General features: G+C 61.4%; 18 protein-coding genes. 8 read left to right on the top strand and 10 right to left on the bottom strand.

Annotated features, from left to right (window positions below; genetic code table 11):
* Positions 1 to 46 precede the first annotated feature (46 nt).
* Together DXT59_RS05730 and DXT59_RS05725 are read right to left on the bottom strand one after the other, a co-directional pair.
* The gene (locus tag DXT59_RS05730; RefSeq protein WP_116135961.1) at positions 47 to 337 is read right to left on the bottom strand and encodes a hypothetical protein; all 291 of its coding nucleotides are present in this window, start codon (positions 335 to 337) and stop codon (positions 47 to 49) included.
* The gene (locus tag DXT59_RS05725) at positions 334 to 816 is read right to left on the bottom strand and encodes a DUF2778 domain-containing protein (protein WP_116135960.1); all 483 of its coding nucleotides are present in this window, start codon (positions 814 to 816) and stop codon (positions 334 to 336) included. Before DXT59_RS05725 ends, DXT59_RS05730 begins: the two co-directional genes overlap by 4 nt.
* Before the next feature lie 1,101 nt (positions 817 to 1,917).
* Here DXT59_RS05725 and DXT59_RS05720 point away from each other — a divergent pair.
* Complete coding sequence (locus tag DXT59_RS05720; protein WP_116136005.1) at positions 1,918 to 2,568, top strand: ImmA/IrrE family metallo-endopeptidase; 651 nt, start codon at positions 1,918 to 1,920, stop codon at positions 2,566 to 2,568.
* 48 nt (positions 2,569 to 2,616) lie between these two features.
* Entirely contained in the window at positions 2,617 to 3,552 is a 936-nt protein-coding gene (locus tag DXT59_RS05715; protein WP_116135959.1) for a hypothetical protein, read from the top strand.
* 58 nt (positions 3,553 to 3,610) lie between these two features.
* Here DXT59_RS05715 and DXT59_RS05710 read toward each other — a convergent pair whose 3' ends face one another.
* Positions 3,611 to 6,268 carry an AAA family ATPase gene (locus tag DXT59_RS05710; protein ID WP_116135958.1) on the bottom strand — a complete coding sequence of 886 codons (2,658 nt, stop codon included), beginning with the start codon at positions 6,266 to 6,268 and terminating at the stop codon, positions 3,611 to 3,613.
* A gap of 165 nt (positions 6,269 to 6,433) precedes the next feature.
* Between DXT59_RS05710 and DXT59_RS05705 the strand changes: the two genes are divergently transcribed.
* Both DXT59_RS05705 and DXT59_RS05690 read left to right on the top strand, forming a co-directional pair.
* Positions 6,434 to 8,557, top strand: coding sequence for a DUF262 domain-containing protein (locus DXT59_RS05705; RefSeq protein WP_116135957.1), 2,124 nt, complete (start codon positions 6,434 to 6,436; stop codon positions 8,555 to 8,557).
* A gap of 1,280 nt (positions 8,558 to 9,837) precedes the next feature.
* Complete coding sequence (locus DXT59_RS05690; protein WP_116135954.1) at positions 9,838 to 10,968, top strand: DUF3800 domain-containing protein; 1,131 nt, start codon at positions 9,838 to 9,840, stop codon at positions 10,966 to 10,968.
* A 577-nt stretch (positions 10,969 to 11,545) separates the two neighbouring features.
* On the opposite strand, the gene DXT59_RS05680 is transcribed toward DXT59_RS05690, so the two are convergent.
* Positions 11,546 to 11,761, bottom strand: a complete 216-nt coding sequence (locus tag DXT59_RS05680; protein WP_116135952.1) for a hypothetical protein — start codon at positions 11,759 to 11,761, stop codon at positions 11,546 to 11,548.
* A gap of 78 nt (positions 11,762 to 11,839) precedes the next feature.
* A complete protein-coding gene (locus DXT59_RS05675) occupies positions 11,840 to 12,223 on the bottom strand; it encodes a hypothetical protein (protein ID WP_162877960.1) in 384 nt (127 codons plus the stop codon).
* Between the two features lie 178 nt (positions 12,224 to 12,401).
* Here DXT59_RS05675 and mutS point away from each other — a divergent pair, with 178 nt between their 5' ends.
* Together mutS and DXT59_RS05665 are read left to right on the top strand one after the other, a co-directional pair.
* Complete coding sequence (gene mutS, locus DXT59_RS05670) at positions 12,402 to 15,101, top strand: DNA mismatch repair protein MutS (protein WP_116135950.1); 2,700 nt, start codon at positions 12,402 to 12,404, stop codon at positions 15,099 to 15,101.
* Positions 15,102 to 15,136: 35 nt separating this feature from the next.
* The gene (locus DXT59_RS05665; protein ID WP_162877959.1) at positions 15,137 to 16,447 is read left to right on the top strand and encodes a hypothetical protein; all 1,311 of its coding nucleotides are present in this window, start codon (positions 15,137 to 15,139) and stop codon (positions 16,445 to 16,447) included.
* Here the strand turns inward: DXT59_RS05665 and DXT59_RS05660 are convergent.
* Positions 16,424 to 16,966 (bottom strand): FKBP-type peptidyl-prolyl cis-trans isomerase, encoded by a 543-nt coding sequence (locus DXT59_RS05660; protein WP_116135948.1) that lies wholly within the window; start codon positions 16,964 to 16,966, stop codon positions 16,424 to 16,426. The genes DXT59_RS05665 and DXT59_RS05660 overlap by 24 nt on opposite strands.
* Before the next feature lie 31 nt (positions 16,967 to 16,997).
* Between DXT59_RS05660 and DXT59_RS05655 the strand changes: the two genes are divergently transcribed.
* Positions 16,998 to 18,239, top strand: coding sequence for a cupin domain-containing protein (locus tag DXT59_RS05655; RefSeq protein ID WP_116135947.1), 1,242 nt, complete (start codon positions 16,998 to 17,000; stop codon positions 18,237 to 18,239).
* Positions 18,240 to 18,468: 229 nt separating this feature from the next.
* The gene (locus tag DXT59_RS31075; protein ID WP_116135946.1) at positions 18,469 to 18,744 is read left to right on the top strand and encodes a hypothetical protein; all 276 of its coding nucleotides are present in this window, start codon (positions 18,469 to 18,471) and stop codon (positions 18,742 to 18,744) included.
* A gap of 114 nt (positions 18,745 to 18,858) precedes the next feature.
* Here the strand turns inward: DXT59_RS31075 and DXT59_RS05640 are convergent, their stop codons facing one another.
* The 4 genes from DXT59_RS05640 to DXT59_RS05625 form a co-directional block, all read right to left on the bottom strand.
* Entirely contained in the window at positions 18,859 to 19,641 is a 783-nt protein-coding gene (locus tag DXT59_RS05640; protein WP_116135945.1) for an MBL fold metallo-hydrolase, read from the bottom strand.
* 9 nt (positions 19,642 to 19,650) lie between these two features.
* Positions 19,651 to 20,787 carry an outer membrane protein assembly factor BamC gene (gene bamC / locus DXT59_RS05635; protein WP_116136004.1) on the bottom strand — a complete coding sequence of 379 codons (1,137 nt, stop codon included), beginning with the start codon at positions 20,785 to 20,787 and terminating at the stop codon, positions 19,651 to 19,653.
* A 113-nt stretch (positions 20,788 to 20,900) separates the two neighbouring features.
* Positions 20,901 to 21,818 carry a 4-hydroxy-tetrahydrodipicolinate synthase gene (gene dapA, locus DXT59_RS05630; protein ID WP_116135944.1) on the bottom strand — a complete coding sequence of 306 codons (918 nt, stop codon included), beginning with the start codon at positions 21,816 to 21,818 and terminating at the stop codon, positions 20,901 to 20,903.
* Positions 21,819 to 21,860: 42 nt separating this feature from the next.
* Positions 21,861 to 22,469 (bottom strand): class I SAM-dependent methyltransferase, encoded by a 609-nt coding sequence (locus tag DXT59_RS05625; RefSeq protein ID WP_240324409.1) that lies wholly within the window; start codon positions 22,467 to 22,469, stop codon positions 21,861 to 21,863.
* Between the last annotated feature and the right edge of the window lie 5 nt (positions 22,470 to 22,474).

The raw sequence follows: 22,474 nt of genomic DNA, 5'->3' as shown, positions 1-22,474 counted from the left end.
TCGTCGGCCGAGCTATCAGGTCAGATTGCGATCTCGGCGTAACCCGCTAGGACGCCCTATGCCTACGAGTCCAAAAGCGGCGGCCGGCGAAAGTTGCGAGCGCGAGCAGAACCCCGATGAACGCAGTGCACGCCACGAAGATCAAGAGGGCCGCAATCGTTTCGATGTCATCGGTGTTGTCTAACTGCGCGCTCCCCGAGAGACGGATGCCTCCACGGATCGCGGAATCAAGCCACGATGGCATTTCGTAGGGCAAGGTGCCGACGACGTGCGCAAGCCACCAACCGCCGACCAGTGCGACGAGAACATTGGCCAAGATGTAAGCCGCCTTTTTCATTGCACTTGCACCGTGCCATAGGCCTTGAATCCGGAGCCCGGGACCGGCAGGTCGGGGGCGCGCGAGCGCAAGTAGTCCGCAAGCCGGTTGAATTGATCGCCGTTGACCACGGTGATGCATCCTTCGCTCAGCCCCATTGGGCCCATTGGATGGAGCCGGAACGAACCACGCTTGATCCCGTCGACCATCGTCGAGTCACCAGTCTGCGAATTCCAGAGCATGAACCACTTTTTATGGTCTGTCGTTCCCACACCGTAGGCGTTCCAAAAATCACGGAGCGCGCCGAGCCGTCCGCCGGACTGGCGATCGATGATGTAATAAGTCCCCTTCGGAATGGGACCAACATCTTCCTTGGCCACCGCTGCCGGATTGTCGCGGCCAACGCCCCTTCCGGAGAACGCTGCAATAGCGCCAACGCCGGGGCAGGACAACAGCGATGTTTCTTTTCCGTTCAAGCTGAATGTGCATTGGATCGGCATCTCGTTCCTTCTTCTTTTTGAATACTGGGTCGCGTCGAGACAGGTGCTGATTATCACCGATCCATGCGCGAGGGCCAATCATCAACCTTAGCAGCTCATGTCGCTACGACTCGAAGTGACTTAGATGACTTCTGGTCCTTCGAGCGGAAACGACTAGTGGGCTACCCGTGCCAACCCTCGATGATGTCACCCCATATGGTGGAACCGGAATAATCGTCCGCATCTCCCCTAGAATGTAGGCCTTGTTTTTCCGGCTTCGTTTCGAACACCCGCGCAACCGCCAGTGCTGCATTCCGTCCCCTTCCCGCTGTGGAAGGATGAGCCATTCGGACGATCTCGCCGGACGCTGGCCGCGCCGTATATTCGACCGAATACCGTTGCCCTCGGCCCACCGTCGTCATTCTCAGCACAAAAGGAGCGAGACGGCGATGAATCGAAACTCGAAAGCCGAAGCCCGCACCCGAACACGTTTTTTCGATAGCCACGAATAAAAACCGAAACCAACGTCGACACTCGGGTCTAGAACGTTTGTTTCGATGGATTTTCGCGGCGAGCTCGTCGCTGTCGAGGGAGCCCGAGCGCGAAGCGTCCTTGACTATGGGCAAGCTCGCGCCCCCGCCGGGTCGGCGCCGCGGGGAAGAAACGCAAAAACCGGCTCTTGCCGGCTTTGCTCGCTGATGCCCACGTCAGGTCTCTTCGCAATCGCTGAGAGACCTGACGTGGGCATGAACAAAGCCGCTCACGGCGGCTTCTGAATGGGGTACCGGCGATTCGCGGCGCCAGGCAAGAAGCGGCCGGCGTGAACGCCCCAAGCGCAGCGCTGGGCGGGCGCGGCGGCCCCCAGCCAGGCGCCGCGCATTTGCTTCGGCGGGCCGTTGCCGGACGCTGAGCGTGTGTATGGATTTGCAGGAAGCATGATCGCGATCTCAGATATTTTATTGCGACCCCGATGGCGGACACCACAACATGTTGTGCACAAATAAAAAGTTGACACCAAGTATTGGGATGATGCTAATCTCCTAACGCATATCGACTTTCAAGGTCGGGGTTCCCATGACTACTCCCCAAAGGCGCGCCGAGATCGAAAAGATCGTCCGCGGCATGCATCGAGAAATCATTCAAAGCGCGAAGCTTCGGTACCGTTGTGGGCTGCCGCCGTATCCGCAGTTGTTCTCGCCCGATGTCGCGATCGAAAAATACGGCTATGCGTATGAGATCCGAGAATCCATGCCCGGCGCTCTTTCTGGGCGCCAGTTTCAAACGGCCGGGATGATCGACACCGAACAAAAGATCGTGATGATCTCAAGCGCCATGCAATTCGAAACTCAGCGCTTCACGGCCGCTCACGAACTTGGACACCTCGTTCTTCACGAATCGCTTCCAACCATGAGACAGCATCGCGATCGCCCGGTTACGGGAGAACACAGAGGGCCGCGCGATCCGGTGGAGGAGGAAGCGGACTACTTTGCCGCCGTGTGGTTGGCGCCCGGCCCTACGGTGCAGCATTACTTCCAAGAGCGGTTCGGGAATATTCCTCTTGCCCTCAACGAAAACGTCGCCTTCCACGTTGCCGGATACAAAGGGGCGACGGATTTGATGGCATCCAAGCCCGGTTCGCTAGCGTTCCCCATCGCTGTGGCACGAGCGACGGCGTTCAATGGCAGACACTTCGATTCCCTTGCTCGCTTCTTTGGGCTGTCGCCGACGGCGATGGGAATCCGGTTGAACGAGCTGGGTTTGGTGGCCTACTAACCGGAAACACGCCGCCACATCCATTGCCAAAACCGGCAGCGAGGCATCGTGATTACCATCAATGGCGAGAAGGAACTCATTCGGGTCGAAAACTGGGGGGACGTTGAATCGCGGCCCGGCTTCGACGGACGACTTAACCCAGTCGATCATGAGCTTGATGCGATCATTGGAAGCTACGTTTTTGCCGACAAGATTCCATGCGGACTGTCGAGCTGCCGCACGTTGCACGGCCGCGGTTATCTCGTGGCAACGAAGGACGGGCGGCTGACAAATATCGGCAAGGATTGCGGTCGCGTCTATTTCGGTGTCGATTTTGAAACCATGTCCAGGCAGTTCGACAAGGACATCGCGGCGAAGGAAAACCGCGAAAGGCTCTGGCGCTTTTCGTTCAAAACGGACGAGATCGCGCGCTCGATCGCACGAATTCGCAAAGGCGAAAACGGCGCTCGCGGGGCCGATTGGGTTCACAAAATGTCGCGCCCTCTCGTGACCATGAATCAAGGCTGCCCCGACGCGGTAGTTTGGCGTGTCCGCGAGTTGCTCAAGACTGGCTCCAACGATGTGCTGATGCAGCGCGAAGCGACGAAGGAGGAAGCCGAGCGCGCGGATGCTCTGGCCGGCCGCCGCTTGCCTCGCCCGCACTATATTCAGGAAAGCGCTGGCCGTGTCGCACGTCTGGACGCCCTGCTGACTGAAAACGATCTCCGCGAAATTCTAGTTATCGATCTGGACACGAACCTCAAGGCGTTTTCCGATCTCGACATCGATACGCTTTCGCATGCGAAGCTGAATCAATGGGCAAAATGGATCGGCACCGTCGATCTGCAATTGGACAAAGCGACGGCTTCTGTTCAGGCGGGGCTGGCGTTGCTGGCAGTCGACAATCTCGCTCCTCTCTCCGCCCTCTTAACGAAAAGAGAAGACATTTCCATGTTTCGCCGTTATCTCGCAGGGCTCGAGGATGTCCCAGCCCTATCGCAATGACCGGGAACAGCGACAACTTGTCGGGTCGCGGCGCGATCCACGCCTAGATGCATCGCAGTCACTGTTGCTTGAATGCCGGCGACCTCTCCATAGTCTCTCGGCGGCGCCTGTCGGTTTCGTCGTTAAGCTTGCGTCTCGCTGCGAAGAAGCTCCTCGCAACCTCGATGTCGGCCCGAAGCTCATCGCTCGTCGGCGTCGCAGTGTTCGCGTCCGAGGAAGTATCATGCGCGGAGAAGTGCGAGCATCGCGCCATGGCTTCGTGAATGGTCTCGTAGTGTGCGTCTTCGACGACGACAGCGCGCAAGCGTTGGGTTGACACCCCGGGGCGAAACCGGACGACTGTTTCGTTGAGCACGCTTTCTTCAACTCCGCGCTCCCACGTCTCTCTCAGCCGTCCATAAGCCGTTCGGACTATCGTTTCGCTCTTCTCGATTTCACCCGCGCTCGCGGCACGGTCAGCCTCCGTGGCCATCGCCTTAATCCGTTCAAGGCGCTCGACAACCTTCAGCCCCGCAAACGGCAACTCGGGAAATATCACCCCCGCTCTATCCGTTTGGCGACGCACGCTCATCGCAGTGGCGTCGACCGATTGGCGGGCCGCCTCGTCGGCCAGATGATTCGCGAATGCGAGGTCGTGCGTGAAGACGATGACCTGGCGCGTTCCAGCCTCTGACACGAGGCGTTTGGCGACCCGCTCTCGGCGCGAGTGATCCAATGACGACATCGGATCGTCAAAAATGACCGCGCCATGCCCCGGCACCATCGACACCTCCGCCATGAACGTCGCCAACGCCAACGCTCGCAACTCGCCCTCGCTCAACACGTCTCCCACCCGCTCCGAGCCCGCCGTGTTGAGCTTCACCTGTTGCTTCGCCTTGCCGCGCTCCATCCGAGTTGTGCTGCGGATCGGGACGTGGGCAACGCCGAGCAAAGCGCACTCACGAGCAAACGCGGCCTCCGTCTCGGCCGACAAAGCCTCCGCGTGCAGCACCTGCATCCTTCTGGACACCGGGCCTGAGTCCGCCGCTCGATGCGCTGACAGCAGTGCCTTTTTGAGCGTCAATTCTTCCGCCACCTGCAAGACCTGGTCGATGCGTTCGCCGAGCGCTCGTCGCGATCGAAGATCGGCAACGCGCTGCTCGGTCTTTTTCCTGGCGTCCGCCTCGGCCAATTTTTCGAACGCTTCTGCGCTCTGGTTAAGCTGGGTCGCGAGAGCGCGCAGGTCTGCAGACGCCGCATCGATCGGCGCGAGCTCGATCTTGAACTCCCGCGCCACCTCGGCCGCCAACAAACTTCGTTTGCGCTCGACGAGCCCGCCGCTCGCACCAATCAAGCGATCCCGCAAGCCGGTCCCGTTCGCCTCGATCTCATCGAGAAGCGGCTTATCCGTCACAAGCAACGACGGGTCAACGCGCCCCATGGCCTTGAACGCAGCGGCAGCCGTTTGCCGCGCTTTGTTTGCCTGCTTCTGCGCTTCCTGCTCCACGAAGCGTTCAAATTGACGGAGCCTCTCAGCCGCTGCGCCATCTAGGCGTTGCTGGCACAAGACGCACTGTGCGCCGTCGACATGCGGAAACGGGTGATCCGGATACGCCAATTGCATAGAAAAATCACGCGCGGCCGACAGCAGTTGCCGCCATGGCTCCGAGCCGGTGCCGGACAACATTTCACCTTGGGCGGCGAAAGCTTCCGCCGCCAGCTTCGCCGCTGCGTCTGCATCCAGAGACGTTAAGCCGAGCTTTAGGGCAGCACTCGATTTCTCATCAGAGAGCGCCGCTTCGCATTCTTCCCACTGGAGCGCGAAAGCTTCGACGCGCGTCTTCAATCTCCGGATCTCGACCGCGCGCGCGGCCGGATTCGCTTCTGCGAGGTGCCCAGCCAGTTGCTCGATCTCGGCCAATTCAGCCTCCGACAGCGAAGCTAGGTTCTTCAATTCGTCACGATACGCCGCCGTCGCGAACTTCTTTTCGAATTGCGCAAGCAATCGCCCCGCAGCATGTTCTCCGAGCAGGTCGGCGAACGACATCGAGGACGCCTTTATGGCGTTGGCTTCGAACTCGAGCCGAGATCTCAAGCGCCCGCACAGCGCGGCGAGTCCGGCTAGGACATCCAGTCCGCGAGGCGTGTATGCAACGTCCCCCTCCGCGTCGGTGAAAGCCTTCGCGCAATGAGAGTCGAACACCGCGACCGCGGCCAATTCGGGTGGAGCCGGCTCATTTTGGCGCCATAAAATCGCTTCGGCTACGTCGGAGCCGGGCCGCCGAATATCGATTTCCGCGCTCGGGGCGATTCTCGCTCCGGCGACAAAAACGTTGCCCAATATCGGGCCGCCAGTGGTCCTCGCACGGCACGCCTTGCGCAACACTCGCGAATAACCGGATTTTCCCGCGCCGTTTCCACCGTAAATGACCGTCATTCCGTTGGGCGCGAAATCGATCCGTTGATCGGGCGCGATGGCGTTGACGCCCCTTAAGTTTCGCAGCGAAAGCAAAGTGACGGCGCTTTCAGGGGTGCCAGGCGTCGGAATCATGTCCAGCGTGAGCGGTTGCGGCACGCGACCGTCTGGATCGGCGATCCCCTCTTGCGACTTGATCAGCGCGAGCAAATCATCGAAGTCTTGATCGCTAATGCGACCATTAAGGAAAAGCCGCCGTGCAGCGTCACGCATCCACGGCGACTGGGTAAATACCCATTCCGCGATTTTTCCAATCAGCATGTCGGCCCCCGTCGTTTTTTTCGGACGAGTATAGTCCGGCTAACTCACGCGGCGGCCTCGATGCGCCACCGTATTTACCCGTATAACGGACATGCCGGCGCGTCGTTTCATCGCCTGCTTCCGCAGAAGGACAATTGAAAGGAGGTCGCGTCGCGACCATTCAAGATGGCAATTTGCGCGCCGTTATTCCCCCAAAGGCCCCGCAGTCGTTTAAATTTCAGTGGTGGCGAGCGCCGATTTGGCGCGCTTGGCAAGGACGCCTACGACGCGCGCAACGGGGTGGCAATCAATCAACAACGCGAGACCGGGCATAACGAAGAAATGGAACCGTCAAAACAACCACTAAGCAGGCTTCTGACCATCGAGGGCACGCAGGAAAGCTATCGAATTCCGAAATACCAACGCCCGTATTCCTGGGCCACCGCCGACTGGCAGCAGCTCATCGACGACGTCAACGACGATGCGAACGAATCGGACGGCCACTACATGGGCTCCGTGATCTGCATCGACGTAAGCTCAGGCGCCCCAGGCGAGCCGCGGTTGTTCGAGCTTGTCGATGGCCAGCAACGACTCACGACGTTGTCGTGCTTGCTGACCGTGTTGTGGGCGAAACTCGACGGCATTGTTGCGGCGGAGTCGGGGAAGGGAGACGAATCCGATCTCGACGAGGAGGATCTCAAGGACCTGGGAGACACCGCCGCAGATCTCCGCAGAAAGCTCGTTCGCGAGCGCCGCCATCAGAAAGAGGATCTTCTGCTGCCGCTGGCGCAGACGGCGGCCAGCGATTTTTTCATCGGCCGCAGGGGCCGCACGGATTACTATTGTCGACTGCTTCCCTCTACGCAAGACGCGAATAGAGAGGACTATCTTTACGCTCTCGCCCACTATGGCGTCGTGCCCGCGCTCGACCTTCGGCAGCCCCGGAATTGGGGGAATCGTCGACTGGCCAAGTGCCTTCGATTCTTCGCCGATGCCATTCCTGACGACGCGCCGTCGCTGCGCCAGCTAACGCGTCGCGTGAACGCGCTCATCTTCATCCACATCAATGTCGCGAGTCACTCGGACGCTTTCCGCCTCTTCGAGGCCATCAACAATCGTGGCGTGCCGCTTTCAGCTCTGGACATCATCAAGAACGCCATGTTGGCGACGTTGGAGCGGCAGAACCAAGGAGCCATCGACGAAGCCTTCGAAATTTGGTCTGCCATGACCGAGCAGCTCGGCCCCGATACGAGTTTGCACGAAACCTATCTGCGCCACTTCTACAACGCGTTCCAGTTCGAACCAGGCCGCCGGGTCTCCGGGGCGAACAGAGCAACGAAATCCAAGCTCATTGAGATATTCGAGCAGCTCATCAAGATCGACGCGCAGCGCCTTCTTGATGACCTTGCCTATCGCGCGACCTTCTATGGTGCGATCACACAACCGGAGAATGCGGATATCGCCGATGCTCGACGCGAAAAACTGCTCAACCTGGTGCGTGCCGGCGCTCGCCCGAGCTATCAGTTCTTGCTCTACCTTCTCGATCGCGAGGCCAAAGAGAAATGCGCAGTTGGAGAGGTCGACAAAATAATCGACTTCCTCGCCCGTTTCTTCGTTCGCCGCAACCTCACGAACCAGCCAGCGACGAACCGGCTGGACGCGATATTCATTGATCTGATTGGGAAGTGCGAAGCGGAAACCGCGAGCGTGCCAGAGCCGATCACGTATGAATTCGTGCGCGGCGCGATGATGAACGGTGCCCGTGGCGACGCTCCGGCGTCAGACGACGATCTAAAAGCCGCGCTTGAAGATCATTTGTATTGGTTCAACCCCGGCATGGCGCGGTATCTCCTGTGCCGCTACGCCGAAACCCGGATGACGCGCGAGCAATATGTGGATCTCTGGCGTCGCGACGAAAAGGGACGATACGTTTGGACCATCGAGCACGTGCTCCCCCAAGGAACACCGCTCAAACGCGCATGGGTCCAATTGCTCGCTGACGGTAACGCCGACGAGGCGGCGACGATACAGGACGAGCATGCTCACCTGCTTGGCAATCTCACACTGTCCGCCTACAACTCAAACCTCTCCGATTCGCCGTTCGCGGACAAACAAAAGATGACGACCATAACGGTGGCCGGCGAGCGAGCCCGCATCGGCTATAAGAACGGGATGGTGCTGAACGAGTTGCCGTATAAACTGAACCGCGAAACGCTGTCTCTGGCGACGGCGGAGACATGGGGCACGGACCACATCCTGGCCCGCGGGGAAACCTTGGTCGCTGGGATGATGAAAGACTACAAGCTGTGATCCATACGCTCGGCATGGCGCCTCCCTCGCACCATGCCGGCCTCAACTGCGCTCCATTTGCGAGATGTTAATCTCAGTCGCGCCAATCCCGAGTGCAATGCCAGCGATACTCGCGCGTTCGTCCGACCTCGCGGTATTCACAGACCGCCGACCACGTTCGGGTTCCAACGAGAAATTGGACATACGCGCCATAGCCACCCGCCTTGTCGTGAGAGTAGTCGACAAGGAGTTGCGCGTCCTTCATCTCCGGAAACCGCTGACCAAGATAGGCCGTGAGTTCATCCGTGATCCGCTGCGTAGGATCTATAAATTTCTTCGGCATTTTGAGTCGCCCTCCTCATTCGGCGTGAACCAATGTCGCGTCATCGCCCCATCGGGATCGGATTCATCAGGGAGATCGATTCCGACCTTCCACCGATCATTCACCAGCCCAAGGTCCGAGTTCGCGTTTGCGAACCTCACGTTCTCCACATCAACCTCGCTCGTATCACCCTCAAAAAAGAACCCCTGGAAGCACTGCCTCAGGGCATCCAAAAGTTCGTCGCACCTATCGCCGTCACGCGGGCGCTCTCGCACAGCAAGACTGTCCAGCGACAATTACCTTTGCCGGCGGCGGTTGTAGTTGACGCCAGACAGCAAGACAGTATTTGCTAACGGCGTCGCATACGTCGGTCAAATCAACACGCATGGCAAGTCACTCCAAAAAATAGACATAACGGACCAGAGCACCGACAACGCGCACCCGCCCCGCTCGGAACCAAAAACATTTGATTGATGCGCGTGCTTGCAGATCAAGCCCTCAGCCGCTCGCCTGTTCGCCAAGACGACCGATGGGCGCGCCGCACATTGCATTGATATCGCGACCGAGGGCTATGCTCCGCCCGCGGTCGACCGACTTGATATGGCCAGAACGGTCACAAAACTTGTGGCCATTCGTCGTTGTAAAGGTTGTGGCCGAACGCGCTTTTTGTTCTTATCGCTGCGTAGAATCTCAACGACCGTTCGCGAAGACGGCAACCTGTCTGATAAGGTGACTACGCCACTTCAAAACCAAGCGTCTGGCTCTGGGAAATGCGCCCACCGATTCCCTCGTGAGCAAACTGGGAATTGGTTCAGCGTATCAGCAATGCAATGCGCCGACAATAGATTTTCGATCGATCCTGGCCGCAAGTTCCGCTTGTATCATGCACATAGGTTGAGCTCGTCGATCGACCGGACGCCACCAGGCACGAGACCTCATTGCGGCAACGCCCACGGCGGCGAATCAGGAGATACGCATCATGGAATTTGATGTGAACGCCATGCGGGAAATCATGATCGGCGCTTTTCAACTTCGGCGGGCCGACGACAAGTTCACGTTCTACTATGACGAGACAAACAACATTCGAAAGCTCTATTTGACGGACGACGGCACCAACATTTCCGAGCACAAGAATTTTGTGCTCGGCGGCATCGTCCTCGAGGAAGGGCGCGTCTTTCCCGACCTGGAGCCCCTGCGCGCCAAGTTGCGAATGCAGGACAACGCCCCCGAGATCAAGTTTGCCCATGTAGCTAAGGGCGATTTCGAGCAAGTTCTCGCGTCGAAAAAGTTGCAGTCTGTCCTGTCTTGGATCATCGACCAAGGGATCATGATTCACTATTCCAGCATCAACATCATCTATTGGGCGATCGTCGATATCATCGACGCGATCTTGTCGGAAGACGGATTCGGAAGCTACCACCCGCACCATCAGGCTTTGAAGAACGAGATCTACCGGCTTGCCAATCTCGACAAGCCTTCGTTCTTGGCCCTGTTAAAGCGACATTGCTATCCCGACATCCAGCCGGAAAGAACAGCCGACTTCATCACCGATATCAGCGTCTTCCTGGATGCGCGCAGCCCCGAGAACGACAATCTGTCCGCACTCATGCTGAAGACCTTGATCGGAAGATCTGCGTCGCTTCCTGAGCTAGCCTGCCTCGTCGACAACGAGGAGAGCATGCTGATCGATGGATTTCACACCTTTTACACGCGCCCCGTAGTGCTCTTCAAAAATGCCATCCATATCTTCGACCGCGAAATCCAGGTTGAAAAAAGCCTGAACGATACGACGTTCAAAGACGGGGATCGAGAAATCAGCTTCCGCTTCGCCGATTCGAAAAGCGAACCGGGCATTCAAATCGCTGACGTGGTAACCGGATTCCTGGGAAAATATCAAGGCTTTGTGGAAGATCACCCGCTCCCTGAACTCGTGAAACGGAAGAACTCGTGGAGGGAGACGCAGGCCGAAAATTTCGGCCTGCTGCGCCAACTGATCGATACTTCGGACGACGCCAGCAACGCATTCATTTTTCGTTCGACGGCCATGGACAGCGAGTGGAAGAACGATACCTTCATGCACGACCTTCGCCCCATGCGCCATTTGCTTTGATGGCATATCACCGTCGATGGCAAGCAAGGTTGGTGGCGCCGTCTGCCCACACGACAACGCTAGCCGACAGTTAGAGCCGCGTGATCTTGGCTCGCTTGCGTGGGTAGCGCGGCTTTGGCGGCTTAAGAGTCCGATGCGGAGCGTCGGCATCATCGGGATCGCTTGGTATTTTTGATTCGACTGTGTTGATTTGCACGGAAGCCTGACCATCAATGTCGCCCCCGATCGCGGAGCCAATGCCGCTCGCCTCTAATGCCGCCGCGATCTTCCGTTCTGCCACAGCCAGAACGGTCTAGCTCCCGAGCAAGGTTCTGGTGCGCTGCCAAGTCCGCCCATTCTCGTCCCGCCTCGACCACAGGCAGCCAAAGCAAACTCCACACGTCCGAACCCAGTCGCTCAATGACCACGCTCAACGAAGTGTCCTCGGCGGCGCCAGCAACCCGTCCATTCGCATCGAGGTAGAACGGAGCGTCGGCAACAAGGTCGAAGATCGTCTTGAACGCTTGGCCCTTCCTGACCGCTGCTTCCATCACGTTCGAAATTTGGTTGGCTTGCTGCCATGCCAACAGCGAACTCTTCAGGTAAAGGCATTTCTGGTTCCCACCGCGCGCGCCCCTGCCGCCTGCTTGAACATACGGCGCGCCGCTTCCTTCGACCTCATTCGCTCCAAGCTCTTCGGCGACAGGCGCAAAAAGAGAGCGGCCTCTGTGGTCGTGAGCGCCGCCTGGTCAGGCAGCATGTGAACCGCTGCCAGGATCTCATACGTTTTCAACGCCGCGTCAATAAACGGCATGACCCTCTCCCCATTGATTTCGTTGCGCAGGCGGTCACCTCTTCACATGCCAATCCCGTCGGAGCTGGCGCCCGCCCCTCAATCGGCCGTCGCGTTGCTCGCTTTCGGCGGACGGCCGGAGCGCGGCTTTGGAGGCGCGTACACGTGCGGTTCTGGCGCCGGAAGCGGCGGCCAGTCGATCGGTTTGAGGGCATTGTAGACGTTCGGAGCGCGGCTCAGAATCGCTTGTTCGAGGCGGACCCCAAATCCAGGCGGCGCATCCCGGTTCGAATCCCATAGAATGTAGGGCTTGTTTTCGACGTTCGCTTCGAACACCAAGGCGCCCTTCGAGTTGACGCCGACCGGCCTTTCGCCGAGTTTCAGACGCTTTACTAGCGCCAAGTTCAGGTCTGCTTTCACGGTTGCTGTTCGCTTCGAATGTATGAAAAGCCACGAGCAAGGGGACTGGCGGATTGCCGCCAATCCCTTTCCTTATATGGCTTTGGCCGTTCGGCTTATGGCCGGGGGACTGTGCTCGAAGTATAGTCAACGAATGGCCGCTAAAGGTCCCCGTTCGTTCCCCCTTGACAGCGGGGAACATGGCGAAAAATGGGAGCGAATGTCTGCAAATGTCCGAACACGTTTTTCAGCAACTCATTGAATGAAAACAGAATCCAGCATCGAAGCCGTGTCTGACCAGGCCCTTGCGAAGCACACGCCTTACATGCAGCAGTACCTGCGCATCAAAGCCGATCACCCCGGCACGCTGCTGTTCTTCCGCATGGGCGACTTCTACGAGCTCTTCTTCGAGGACGCCGAGAAAGCCGCGCGCCTGCTCGATCTCACGCTCACGCAGCGCGGCGCCTCGGCGGGCAATCCGATCAAAATGGCGGGCGTGCCCTATCACGCCGTCGAGCAGTACCTCGCCAAGCTCGTCAAGTTCGGCGAGTCGGTCGCGATCTGCGAACAGATCGGCGATCCGGCCACATCGAAAGGGCCCGTCGAGCGCAAGGTCGTGCGCATCGTCACGCCGGGCACGCTGACCGATGCCGCGTTGCTCTCCGACAAAAGCGACGTCTATCTGCTCGCTGCTTGCCCCACGCATAACAAGCGCGGCGTCGTGACGGCGATCGGTCTCGCTTGGCTCAATCTCGCGAGCGGCGCGCTGCGGCTGGCGGAAGTCGCCCCCGGCGAAGCCGGCGCCGCGCTCGAGCGCATTCGTCCGGCCGAAGTGCTCGTGGCCGACGGCGCCAGCGAGGCAATACCGGGTGTGGCCAGCGGGATCCTCACGCGCGTACCCGCTTGGCACTTCGACGTCGCATCGGGCGTGCAACGGCTGTGCGATCAACTGAACGTTGCAAGCCTCGACGGCTTCGGCGCCGAAGGGCTCACGAGCGCGTGCGGCGCAGCGGGCGCGGTCCTGCTTTACGCGGCCTCGACACAGGGCCAACAATTGCGTCACGTGCGCAGTCTGAAGGTGGAAACCGAGACCGAATACATCGGTCTCGATCCCGCCACGCGCCGCAACCTCGAACTCACGGAAACATTGCGTGGCGGCGAATCGCCGACGCTGTGCTCGCTGCTCGACACCTGTTGCTCGACGATGGGTAGCCGCCTATTGCGTCACTGGCTGCACCATCCGCCGCGCGCGTCCGTGATCGCGCAAGCGCGCCAGCAAGCGATCGGCGCGCTGCTCGATGCGCCGCACGGCGCAAGCCTCGACATGCTGCGCGGCGCCCTGCGTAAGATCGCGGACGTCGAACGGATCACCGGCCGGCTGGCGCTGCTCTCGGCGCGGCCGCGCGACTTGTCGAGCCTGCGCGATACCTTCAAGACGTTGCCCGCCTTGCGCGAACTCGCCATCGCGATGGCGGCAGGCACGCCGGCGCTCGAACGCATCGGGGCGGGCCTCGAACCACCGGCCGGTTGCGTCGATCTCCTCACGCGCGCGATTGCCGAGGAGCCCGCCGCGATGGTGCGCGACGGCGGCGTCATCGCACGCGGCTACGACGCGGACCTCGACGAGCTGCGCGATATCTCGGAGAACTGCGGGCAATTCTTGATCGATCTCGAAGCGCGCGAGCGCACGCGCACGGGTATCAACAATCTGCGCGTCGAGTACAACAAGGTCCACGGTTTTTACATCGAGGTCACGCGCGGCCAAACGGATAAGGTCCCTGACGACTACCGGCGCCGGCAAACGTTGAAGAACGCCGAGCGCTATATCACGCCCGAACTGAAGGCGTTCGAAGACAAGGCGCTATCGGCGCAAGAGCGCGCGCTCGCCCGCGAACGGGCTCTGTACGACGCCGTGCTGCAAGCGTTGCTGCCGTTCATCGAAGACTGCCAGCGCGTGGCGGCCGCTTTGGCCGAATTGGACGTTCTCGCGGCGTTCGCCGAGCGCGCGCAAACGCTCAATTGGGTCGCGCCCGACTTCACCGATGACGGCGGCATCGAAATCGAGCAAGGACGCCATCCCGTGGTGGAGGCGCAAGTAGAACAGTTCGTCGCCAACGATTGCCGTTTGAACGCTCAACGCAAGCTGCTTTTGATCACCGGCCCGAACATGGGCGGTAAGTCGACGTTCATGCGGCAAACCGCATTGATCGCGTTGATGGCCTACGTCGGCAGTTACGTGCCGGCGCAGCGTGCTTGCTTCGGCCCGATCGATCGAATCTTCACGCGCATCGGCGCCGCGGACGATCTCGCCGGCGGCCGCTCCACCTTCATGGTGGAGATGACGGAGGCGGCCGCGATTCTGAACGACGCGACAGAGCGAAGCCTCGTGCTGATGGATGAGATCGGCCGCGGCACCTCGACCTTCGACGGCCTTGCGCTCGCATGGGCCATCGCGCGGCACCTGCTTTCCGCCAACGGTTGCTATACGCTTTTTGCGACGCACTACTTCGAGTTGACCCAGTTGCCGGCCGAATTCGCGCAAGCGGCCAACGTGCACTTGTCGGCCGTCGAGCATGGGCATGGAATCGTGTTCCTGCACGCGGTCGACGAGGGTCCCGCCAGCCAAAGCTATGGGCTCCAGGTCGCGCAGCTAGCGGGCGTGCCGCCGGCGGTGATCCGCGCCGCGCGCAAGCACCTGGCGCATCTCGAACAACAGTCGGTCACGCGGGCCACGCCGCAACTGGATTTGTTCGCCGCCCCCGCCTATGCCGAAGACGCGCCCGACGACTTCAGCGATACGCGGACAAATAGCGGCGCACTCGTCGAGCACCCGGCACTGGAGCGCCTCAAAGGCATCGATCCGAACGAGCTACGCGCGCGCGAGGCGCTCGATCTGATCTACGAGTTGCATGAACTGGCCACGGCCGCCAACGCGCGCGGCGTCGGGGAGATCGAGCGGTGACACGGCGCCGGCGGGCGCATGCGCAACTACGGCAATTGGCGCGACGGAGCCTGACGGCCGTCGGCCTAGCCCTCGCGTTCGCTATCCCCGCGCAGGCGGTCGAGACGCGTTTCTCGTTCGCCGTCATCTCGGGCGTCATGAAGAGCGCGGCGAGCGAGGCGTCGGCTCAGCGTCTGCTCGAAGCGATCGGGCTCGACCAGCGCCTGTCGTTCGTCGTCTACGACGGCAACATCAAGGGCGCCGACGAGCGTTGTGCCGACTCGCTGTTCGAGCGACGTCAGCAATTGCTCGAGGCCTCGGCGATACCGGTCGTCGTCGTCCCTGGGCAGCACGATTGGGCCGATTGCGCGAGTGCCGCCGGCGGCGGCTACGACGCAGCGGAACGGCTCGATTTTCTGCGGCAGACGCTCTATTCGGATCGCGCATCGCTCGGCAAACCGACGCTCGCGTTGACCCGCGAGAGCGAGGTCGCCCGATTCCGCGCGTTTCGTGAAAACGTTCGGTGGGAAGCCGAGGACACGGTTTTCGTGAGCCTGAACGTTGTCGGGGGCAACAACCATTACTCCGACGCCGGGGGACGCAACGGCGAATTCGACGATCGCGCGATCGCCTCCGCATTCTGGCTCGAACATGCGGCGGAGTACGCGAAGCGGCGTCATGCAAAGGCGCTGGTCGTTTTCGTGGAAGCGGACCCGGATTTCTCGCGCTACGAGGAACACGCGGACCGGTTTGCGTGGCTGCGGTTCGCACGCCGCCGAAAGCCGGACGGCTACCTCGAATTCAAGCGCGCGTTAGTGAACGCAGCGCGTACGTTCCGCGGCCCGGTCGTCCTAATCCATCACGACGCGCAAACGCCGGCGAAGGGCTTCGCCATCGATCAACCGCTGTACAACGATAAAGGCGATCGGGTCGCGAACTTAACCCGCATTGCAATCGCTCCGCGCGATGCGACGACGCAATGGGTCGCGCTGGAGGTCAATTACGGGCGGCCCGCTCCGTTTCATGTAAGCGTGCGTGTGATACCGAAGTCGCTGCCCGCGCCGGCCGCCGCACCATCGGTCGCACCGCCGGCCACCACGCAGGCGCCAGCCTCGGCTACCGGCAATCCGGGCACCTTGATCGAACCGCTGCCGGGAATTCAATATGTAATGCCCGCGCCGCCTGCATCGGCTCCGCCGGCGCCACAGCCCGAACCGCCGTTGCTGCCCGATGCGGCCCAGGGCGGGTCGGCGCTACAATCGGCACCGCCGGTGCCCGCATCGCCCGCATCGCCCGCTTCCGCCGCGAGCGCTCCGCGCGCGCCCGAGGGCGCGACGCCCTACTCAGTGCAGGGTGGGGGATCCTGACGCGCCTTCCTCGTCGTCATCGTCTTCGTCGACGACTTCAATGCCCTCGGCGCCATGCACGTGCGCGTGCTCGATCTCATCGGCCGTGGCCTCACGCACTTCCTTGACCGTCAGCGCGAAGCGCAAGGCCATGCCGGCCAACGGATGATTGCCGTCCAGCACGACTTTGTCTTCGGCCAGATCGGTGACCGTGTAGATCAGCGAATCCATCTCGTCGTCGCCGTCCTCGGGCGTGCCTTCGAATTGCATGCCGACTTCGAGCGGTTCGGGGAAGCGGTTGCGCGGCTCGATCTTCACGAGTTCGGGATCGTATTCGCCGAACGCGTCTTGAGGTTCGAGCTGGATCTGCGTCTGGAAGCCCGCCTCGTGTCCGTCAAGCTCTTCCTCGATTTTAGGGAACGTGCCATCATAGCCGCCGTGCAGATAGACCATCGGCTCGTCGCTTTCCTCGATCAGATTGCCCTGGGCATCCGAGAGCTTGTAAGCGACCGAAACAACGGTGTTCTTTGCGATTTTCATTCGAGTCTCCAAAATACGGTTCCATTATACGATGCCCAAGCGGCCCCTCGACGATCGGGCCGGTACGGCCGCCACGTCCACCTCCTCCGTGGCGCTTGCCGCGCCCCCTTCCCCCGACGTGCCGACGCCGCTGCTAGGCGGTCTCACGCCGTCGCAATTCATGCGGCGCTATTGGCAGAAAAAGCCGCTTTTGATTCGCGGCGCGATCGCGGGCGCGACGCCCCCGCTTTCGCGTGATGAGCTGTTCGAACTCGCCGGCAAGGACGACGCCGAAGCGCGCTTGATTTCGCAGGTGCGCGGTCGCTGGAACCTCGAACACGGCCCGTTCGATCGCGATGCGCTACCGAGCATCAAGCGCCGCGCATGGACGCTGCTCGTGCAAGGGGTGGATCTGCACGACGATCGCGCGCGCGCCCTGCTCGAGCGTTTCCGCTTCGTGCCCGACGCCCGGCTGGACGATCTCATGATCTCGTATGCGACGGACGGCGGCGGCGTCGGTCCGCATTTCGATTCTTACGACGTCTTCCTGCTGCAAGTGCAAGGCAAGCGCCGCTGGCGCATTTCGGCTCAGCGCGACCTGACGTTAAAACCTGGACTGCCGTTGAAGGTTTTACAGCATTTCGAGCCAGACGAGGAATGGCTGCTCGAACCCGGCGACATGCTGTATCTGCCGCCTCATATCGCGCACGACGGCATCGCCGAAGGCGAATGCATGACCTGCTCCATCGGCTTTCGCGCGCCTTCCGCGAACGAACTGATCGGCCAGTTTTTGTACTATTTGGCCGAACGCGGCGAGGCCGCTCGTTCGCAAGCGGGCGAGCGGCTCTATCGCGATCCGCGGCAAAGCGCCGTAGCCCATCCGGCCAAGCTGCCCGACGCCATGATCGCCGAGCTTGGCGCGATCCTTGCGAAGGTCCGATGGACTGAGCGCGATTTGGTCTCGTTCCTCGGTAGCTATCTGAGCGAGCCCAAAGCGCAGGTGGTATTTGATGCGCCCGATCGGCCGCTTAGCGAAGCGGCATTCATCCGGCGCGCGCAAGCGTCGGGCATCCGGCTCGACAACAAGACGGCGCTCCTGTATGGCGAGCGAACCTACTTTATCAACGGCGAGGAGTCGGCCCTCGGAAGCAGCCGCAAATGGCTCTGCGAATTGGCCGATGTCCGGCGCATCGAGGGGAAACGCTTTGTAACACTCTCGGCCGATCGATCGATGACAGCGTTGCTGTACGAGTGGTATCGTGCCGGCTGGGTTCGAGTCGGCGCAATTTCATGAAGCTGGCCGCCCTAACCTATCGATTACGGTTAAATTCTGTATGAGAAAGGCAACGTATTGACCCTGCTTTGTCGACGGTCGGTACGAAAGTGCATATAATTTCCGCCCAAGCCGTGGGGAAGATTCACGCTCTGAAGTGCATCCCACCAGCGGCCTAGGTTGGTGTTGGAGCACATTACCGGTATTATTTCGCGCTGTTGCTTACCTTTAACCATAAAAGGACGTGATCATGAAGAAATCCCTCCTCGTAGCATCCCTGTTGGCGGCTGTTGCACTTGCTGCGTGCAACAAGAGCAGCGACCAAAACGCATCGGCTCCGGCTAGCGACGCTGCTGCCGCTTCGGCTCCCGCCGCTGCCGCTTCGGACGCTGCTTCGGGCGCAGCAGCTGCTGCTAGCGAGGCCACGGCTGCTGCGAGCGACGCAAGCGCTGCCGCTTCGAACGCCGCTGCCGCTTCGGACGCTGGCGCTTCGGCCGCTGCTCCTGCTTCGGGCGCAAGCCAGTAAGCATCTGCCCGTTGAAAGGCAACAAAAAACCGGCCTCGCGCCGGTTTTTTGTTGCCCATCGATTGTCGATAGATTGCCGATACGAACCGCCTGTCGGCCTTCCCGTAAGCCTCCCTACCCCGCGCCGCAATCGAGCCAGTCGAATCCAAGCGCTTGCGAAGCGACCATGACCTCTTGGGCCGCGGCACCCAGCACGCCGGCGAGCGCCGCCTGAGCGAGTTCGGGCAGATTGTTTTGCTGGCTCAAATGCGCGGCCACGACGTGCGTCAACCGCGTCCTGTCCAACGCCGCCAAGATCTGCGCGGCCGCATCGTTGCTCAAATGCCCGTGGTTACCGCCGATGCGCGCTTTCAGCGATTGCGGATAACGGCTCGTCGCGAGCATGCGCGCATCGTGATTGCATTCGAGCACGAGCGCATCGCAATCGCTCAGCATGGCCGTGATATGCGGCGTCGAGGTGCCGACGTCCGTCAGGACTCCTAAGCGACGCGCGCCGTCCGAGAAAACGAATTGGAGCGGCTCACGGGCATCGTGAGGCACCGTGTAGGGCCGCACCTCGAGATCGCCGATGGCGGCCGTCTCGTCGCCCCATAGCACGCGCAGATCGATGTCGGCGCTATCGGCTCCGACGGCCTTGGCCGTGCCCCAACTCATATAGAGCGGCAACGACCACTTGCGCGCGAGCGTCAGCGCGCTGCCGATATGGTCGCTATGTTCGTGGGTGACGAGAATGGCATCGAGCGCATCGACGCCGTATTGCAGCCGCGCGAGGCGCCGCTCGAGCTCCTTTGCGGAGAACCCGCAATCGAGCAGCACACGCGTGGTGGTTTGGCCACTGGCGGCCTCGACGACGAGGGCATTGCCCTCGCTACCGCTGCCGAGGCTAGCAAAGCGCATGGCGGGAGGTCAGTTCAACTGCGCATGCAGTAGGGAGATCAGGCTCTTGGCGTCCGGCGATGCATCGATCTGGCCGTTGGCGTCGAGCACCGATACCTGGGTGCCTGCGCCGTTGGCACGAACGTTCACGAGGAATTCCTTGCCCGTCTTTTGCTTCGGCGCACCGCTGAAAAACAGTTTGCCGAATAGGCCATCGCGCTTGAGCTCCGCCGTCGAGTCCGCATAACGAACGTAGTAAACGCCTTTTTCGCGATCGCGATTGTCGACCGTGAAATTCGTGCGATCGAGTGCGAGCCCGACGCGCAGCCAGGCGACATCGAACCGGTCGGCCAGATCGAGCGTCGTTGCGCCGGCGTTCATGGCGACCGTGGCGGGCGCCGAAGCGGGCCGCGCGTCGGCGAGCAACTGCTTCGACTGCGCGTCGGTTAGCCCGAACTGCTCCATCAGCTTAGCCAGGAACACGGCCTCGAGCACCGGGTTGCGCGGACGCTCGATCCAACGCGACGAGTCCTTGTCCTGCCCCGTCAACACTTCCTCGAGCGCGCTGTGGGTGATCGAAATATCGGTCGAGCCGTCGGCCCCGCGCACGACCAACGTACGGAAGCTGTCGCGCGTCCCCGACGAGTACGCGAAGTCGATGAGGTGGCCGATCGTGCGGCGGAACCAGTCGTCCGGGATATTGGCGCGGTTCTCGGCCCAATCGGTCGTCATGATGCCGGTAGCCGGCGTGTCGGACTTCAGCGCGAACCCGTTGTTCTTCCAGAACTCCTCGAGCTGCGGCCACAGTTGCTCGGGCGAACGGCCGTCGACGACGAGCCAGCGACGATCGCCGTCGCGTTCGATATGCATGCCGAACGGATCTTGCGCGGTAGGCACACCCTCGCTCGAATTGCCGGCGACGGTGACGTTACGCGTCGGCGCGCCGCCCAGTGCGGCGCTGACAGGCGGTGCCGTGTACTGCGGCTGCACCTTGGTTTCGTTCAGATCGCTCGGCACCTTCAGCGGCGGCGCCGAGCCGATTGCCTTGTAATCGACGCGGTCGGAGGCGAACCAATCGTTGAGCGTGTCGCAGCCCGCGAGCGAGGAAATCGCGAGCACGAGCGCCGCTGCGCGGATGGCATGGATGGAGAAAGCGGAACGTTTCATGAGGTCCTTCGTGATGCGCAACCGACGGCGCCGAGCGTGAGACTCGGACGCGATATCGAGGTCGATGAATGCAATGAATCCGATGCGGCCGCGTCGCTGCCCGCTCGGCCCTATTAGGCTAGCAGGCCTGCTTCCACGAGCGCGGCGCGTACCGTCTCATGGCACCGCGAATCGAGCGGCGTAAGCGGCAGCCGAATGCCGCCCTTCATCCGCCCCATCTGCTCGAGCGCCCATTTCACCGGAATCGGATTCGATTCGATGAACAGGTGCTTGTGCAGCGAAAGCAGCTTGAAGTGGATGTCGCGCGCCGTTTTCACATCGCCCGCGAGCGCCGCTTTGCACAACTCGCTCATCGCGCGCGGTGCGACGTTGGCCGTCACCGAGATATTGCCGTGGCCGCCGAGCAGCATCAGCGCGATCGCGGTGGGGTCGTCGCCGCTGAAAATCGAGAAATGCGCGGGCGCCGCCTTGATCAACTGCGCCGCGCGATCGACGTTGCCCGTCGCATCTTTGATGCCGATGATGCCCGGCACTTGCGCGAGGCGCAGCGCCGTCTCATTCGACATATCGGCGACGGTACGGCCCGGCACGTTGTACAAGATGACGGGGAGGTCGACCGATTCGGCGATTTTGGCGAAATGGCGATAGATGCCCTCTTGCGTCGGCTTGTTGTAGTACGGCACGACTTGCAGCGTGGCGTCCGCGCCGACGGCTTTCGCCTCTTTCGTCAGCTCGACCGCTTCGACGGTGGAGTTGCCGCCCGCACCCGCGATGACCGGGATACGCCCGGCCGTGTGCTCCACGGCCGTCTTGATCATGAGGATGTGCTCCTCGACCGACAACGTGGCCGATTCGCCGCTCGTGCCGACTACCACGAGGGCGTCGGTCCCTTCGTCGATATGCCAGTCGATCAGCTTGCGAAACGCCGGCAGATCGAGCCCGCCGTCTTCGAGCATCGGCGTGACGATCGCGGGAATACTGCCGCGAATGCGCAGGCCGCCTTGGGTGCCGCTGGATGTGCCGTTAGCCATGAAACGCCATGAATTCAAACGTGAAAGCGCGATTGTAGCGGATTAGCCGGCCAAATCGTAACGTGCGAGCGCCGCATCCGCGCTCGCACCGTCGCCGGACGGTGCCGCCGGCGCTACGGCGCAAATGCGCTGAACGAAAGCGGGCCGCGGCAGCGCCACGTAACCGTCCTCGTAGCCGACGACCACGAGGCGGCCGCGAACGGCGTCCAGCAGCTCGCCGGGCGTCAGCAAGAACGCCGGATTCGACGGTTTGCCGAGCGTCTCGTTCCCGCGCGCGAACGTTTCGTAGAGCAACCCCCCGCCCGGCGCCAACAATTGCGAGAGTCGCGGCATGAGCGGCCGGTGTAGGTAGTTCGTGACGACCACCGCCGCGAAACGCCTCGTATCTGGGAGCGGCCACGGGCTGCCGTCCTCGAGATCGGCGCAAACGGCCTCGACGCCGGCGACCGCGCTCAGCGAGGCGAGCGCGGGCTGGGACCGATCGATCGCGACCACCGGATGGCCCCGGCCCGCGAACCAGCGCGCATGCCGCCCGCCACCCGCGGCAATATCGAGCACCGCGCCGCCCGGCACCACCAGATGCGACCAGCGCAAGATCCAGGGCGAAGGCTCGCCCACGCCCTCACCCGGGGAGGCCGGTACCGTGCTCACCGCCG

It is taken from the genome of Trinickia diaoshuihuensis (assembly GCF_003390925.1).
Classification (GTDB): Bacteria; Pseudomonadota; Gammaproteobacteria; order Burkholderiales; family Burkholderiaceae; genus Trinickia; species Trinickia diaoshuihuensis.
The sequence above is the reverse complement of the archived record's forward strand: the minus strand, read 5'-3'. Positions and strand labels throughout refer to the sequence as shown.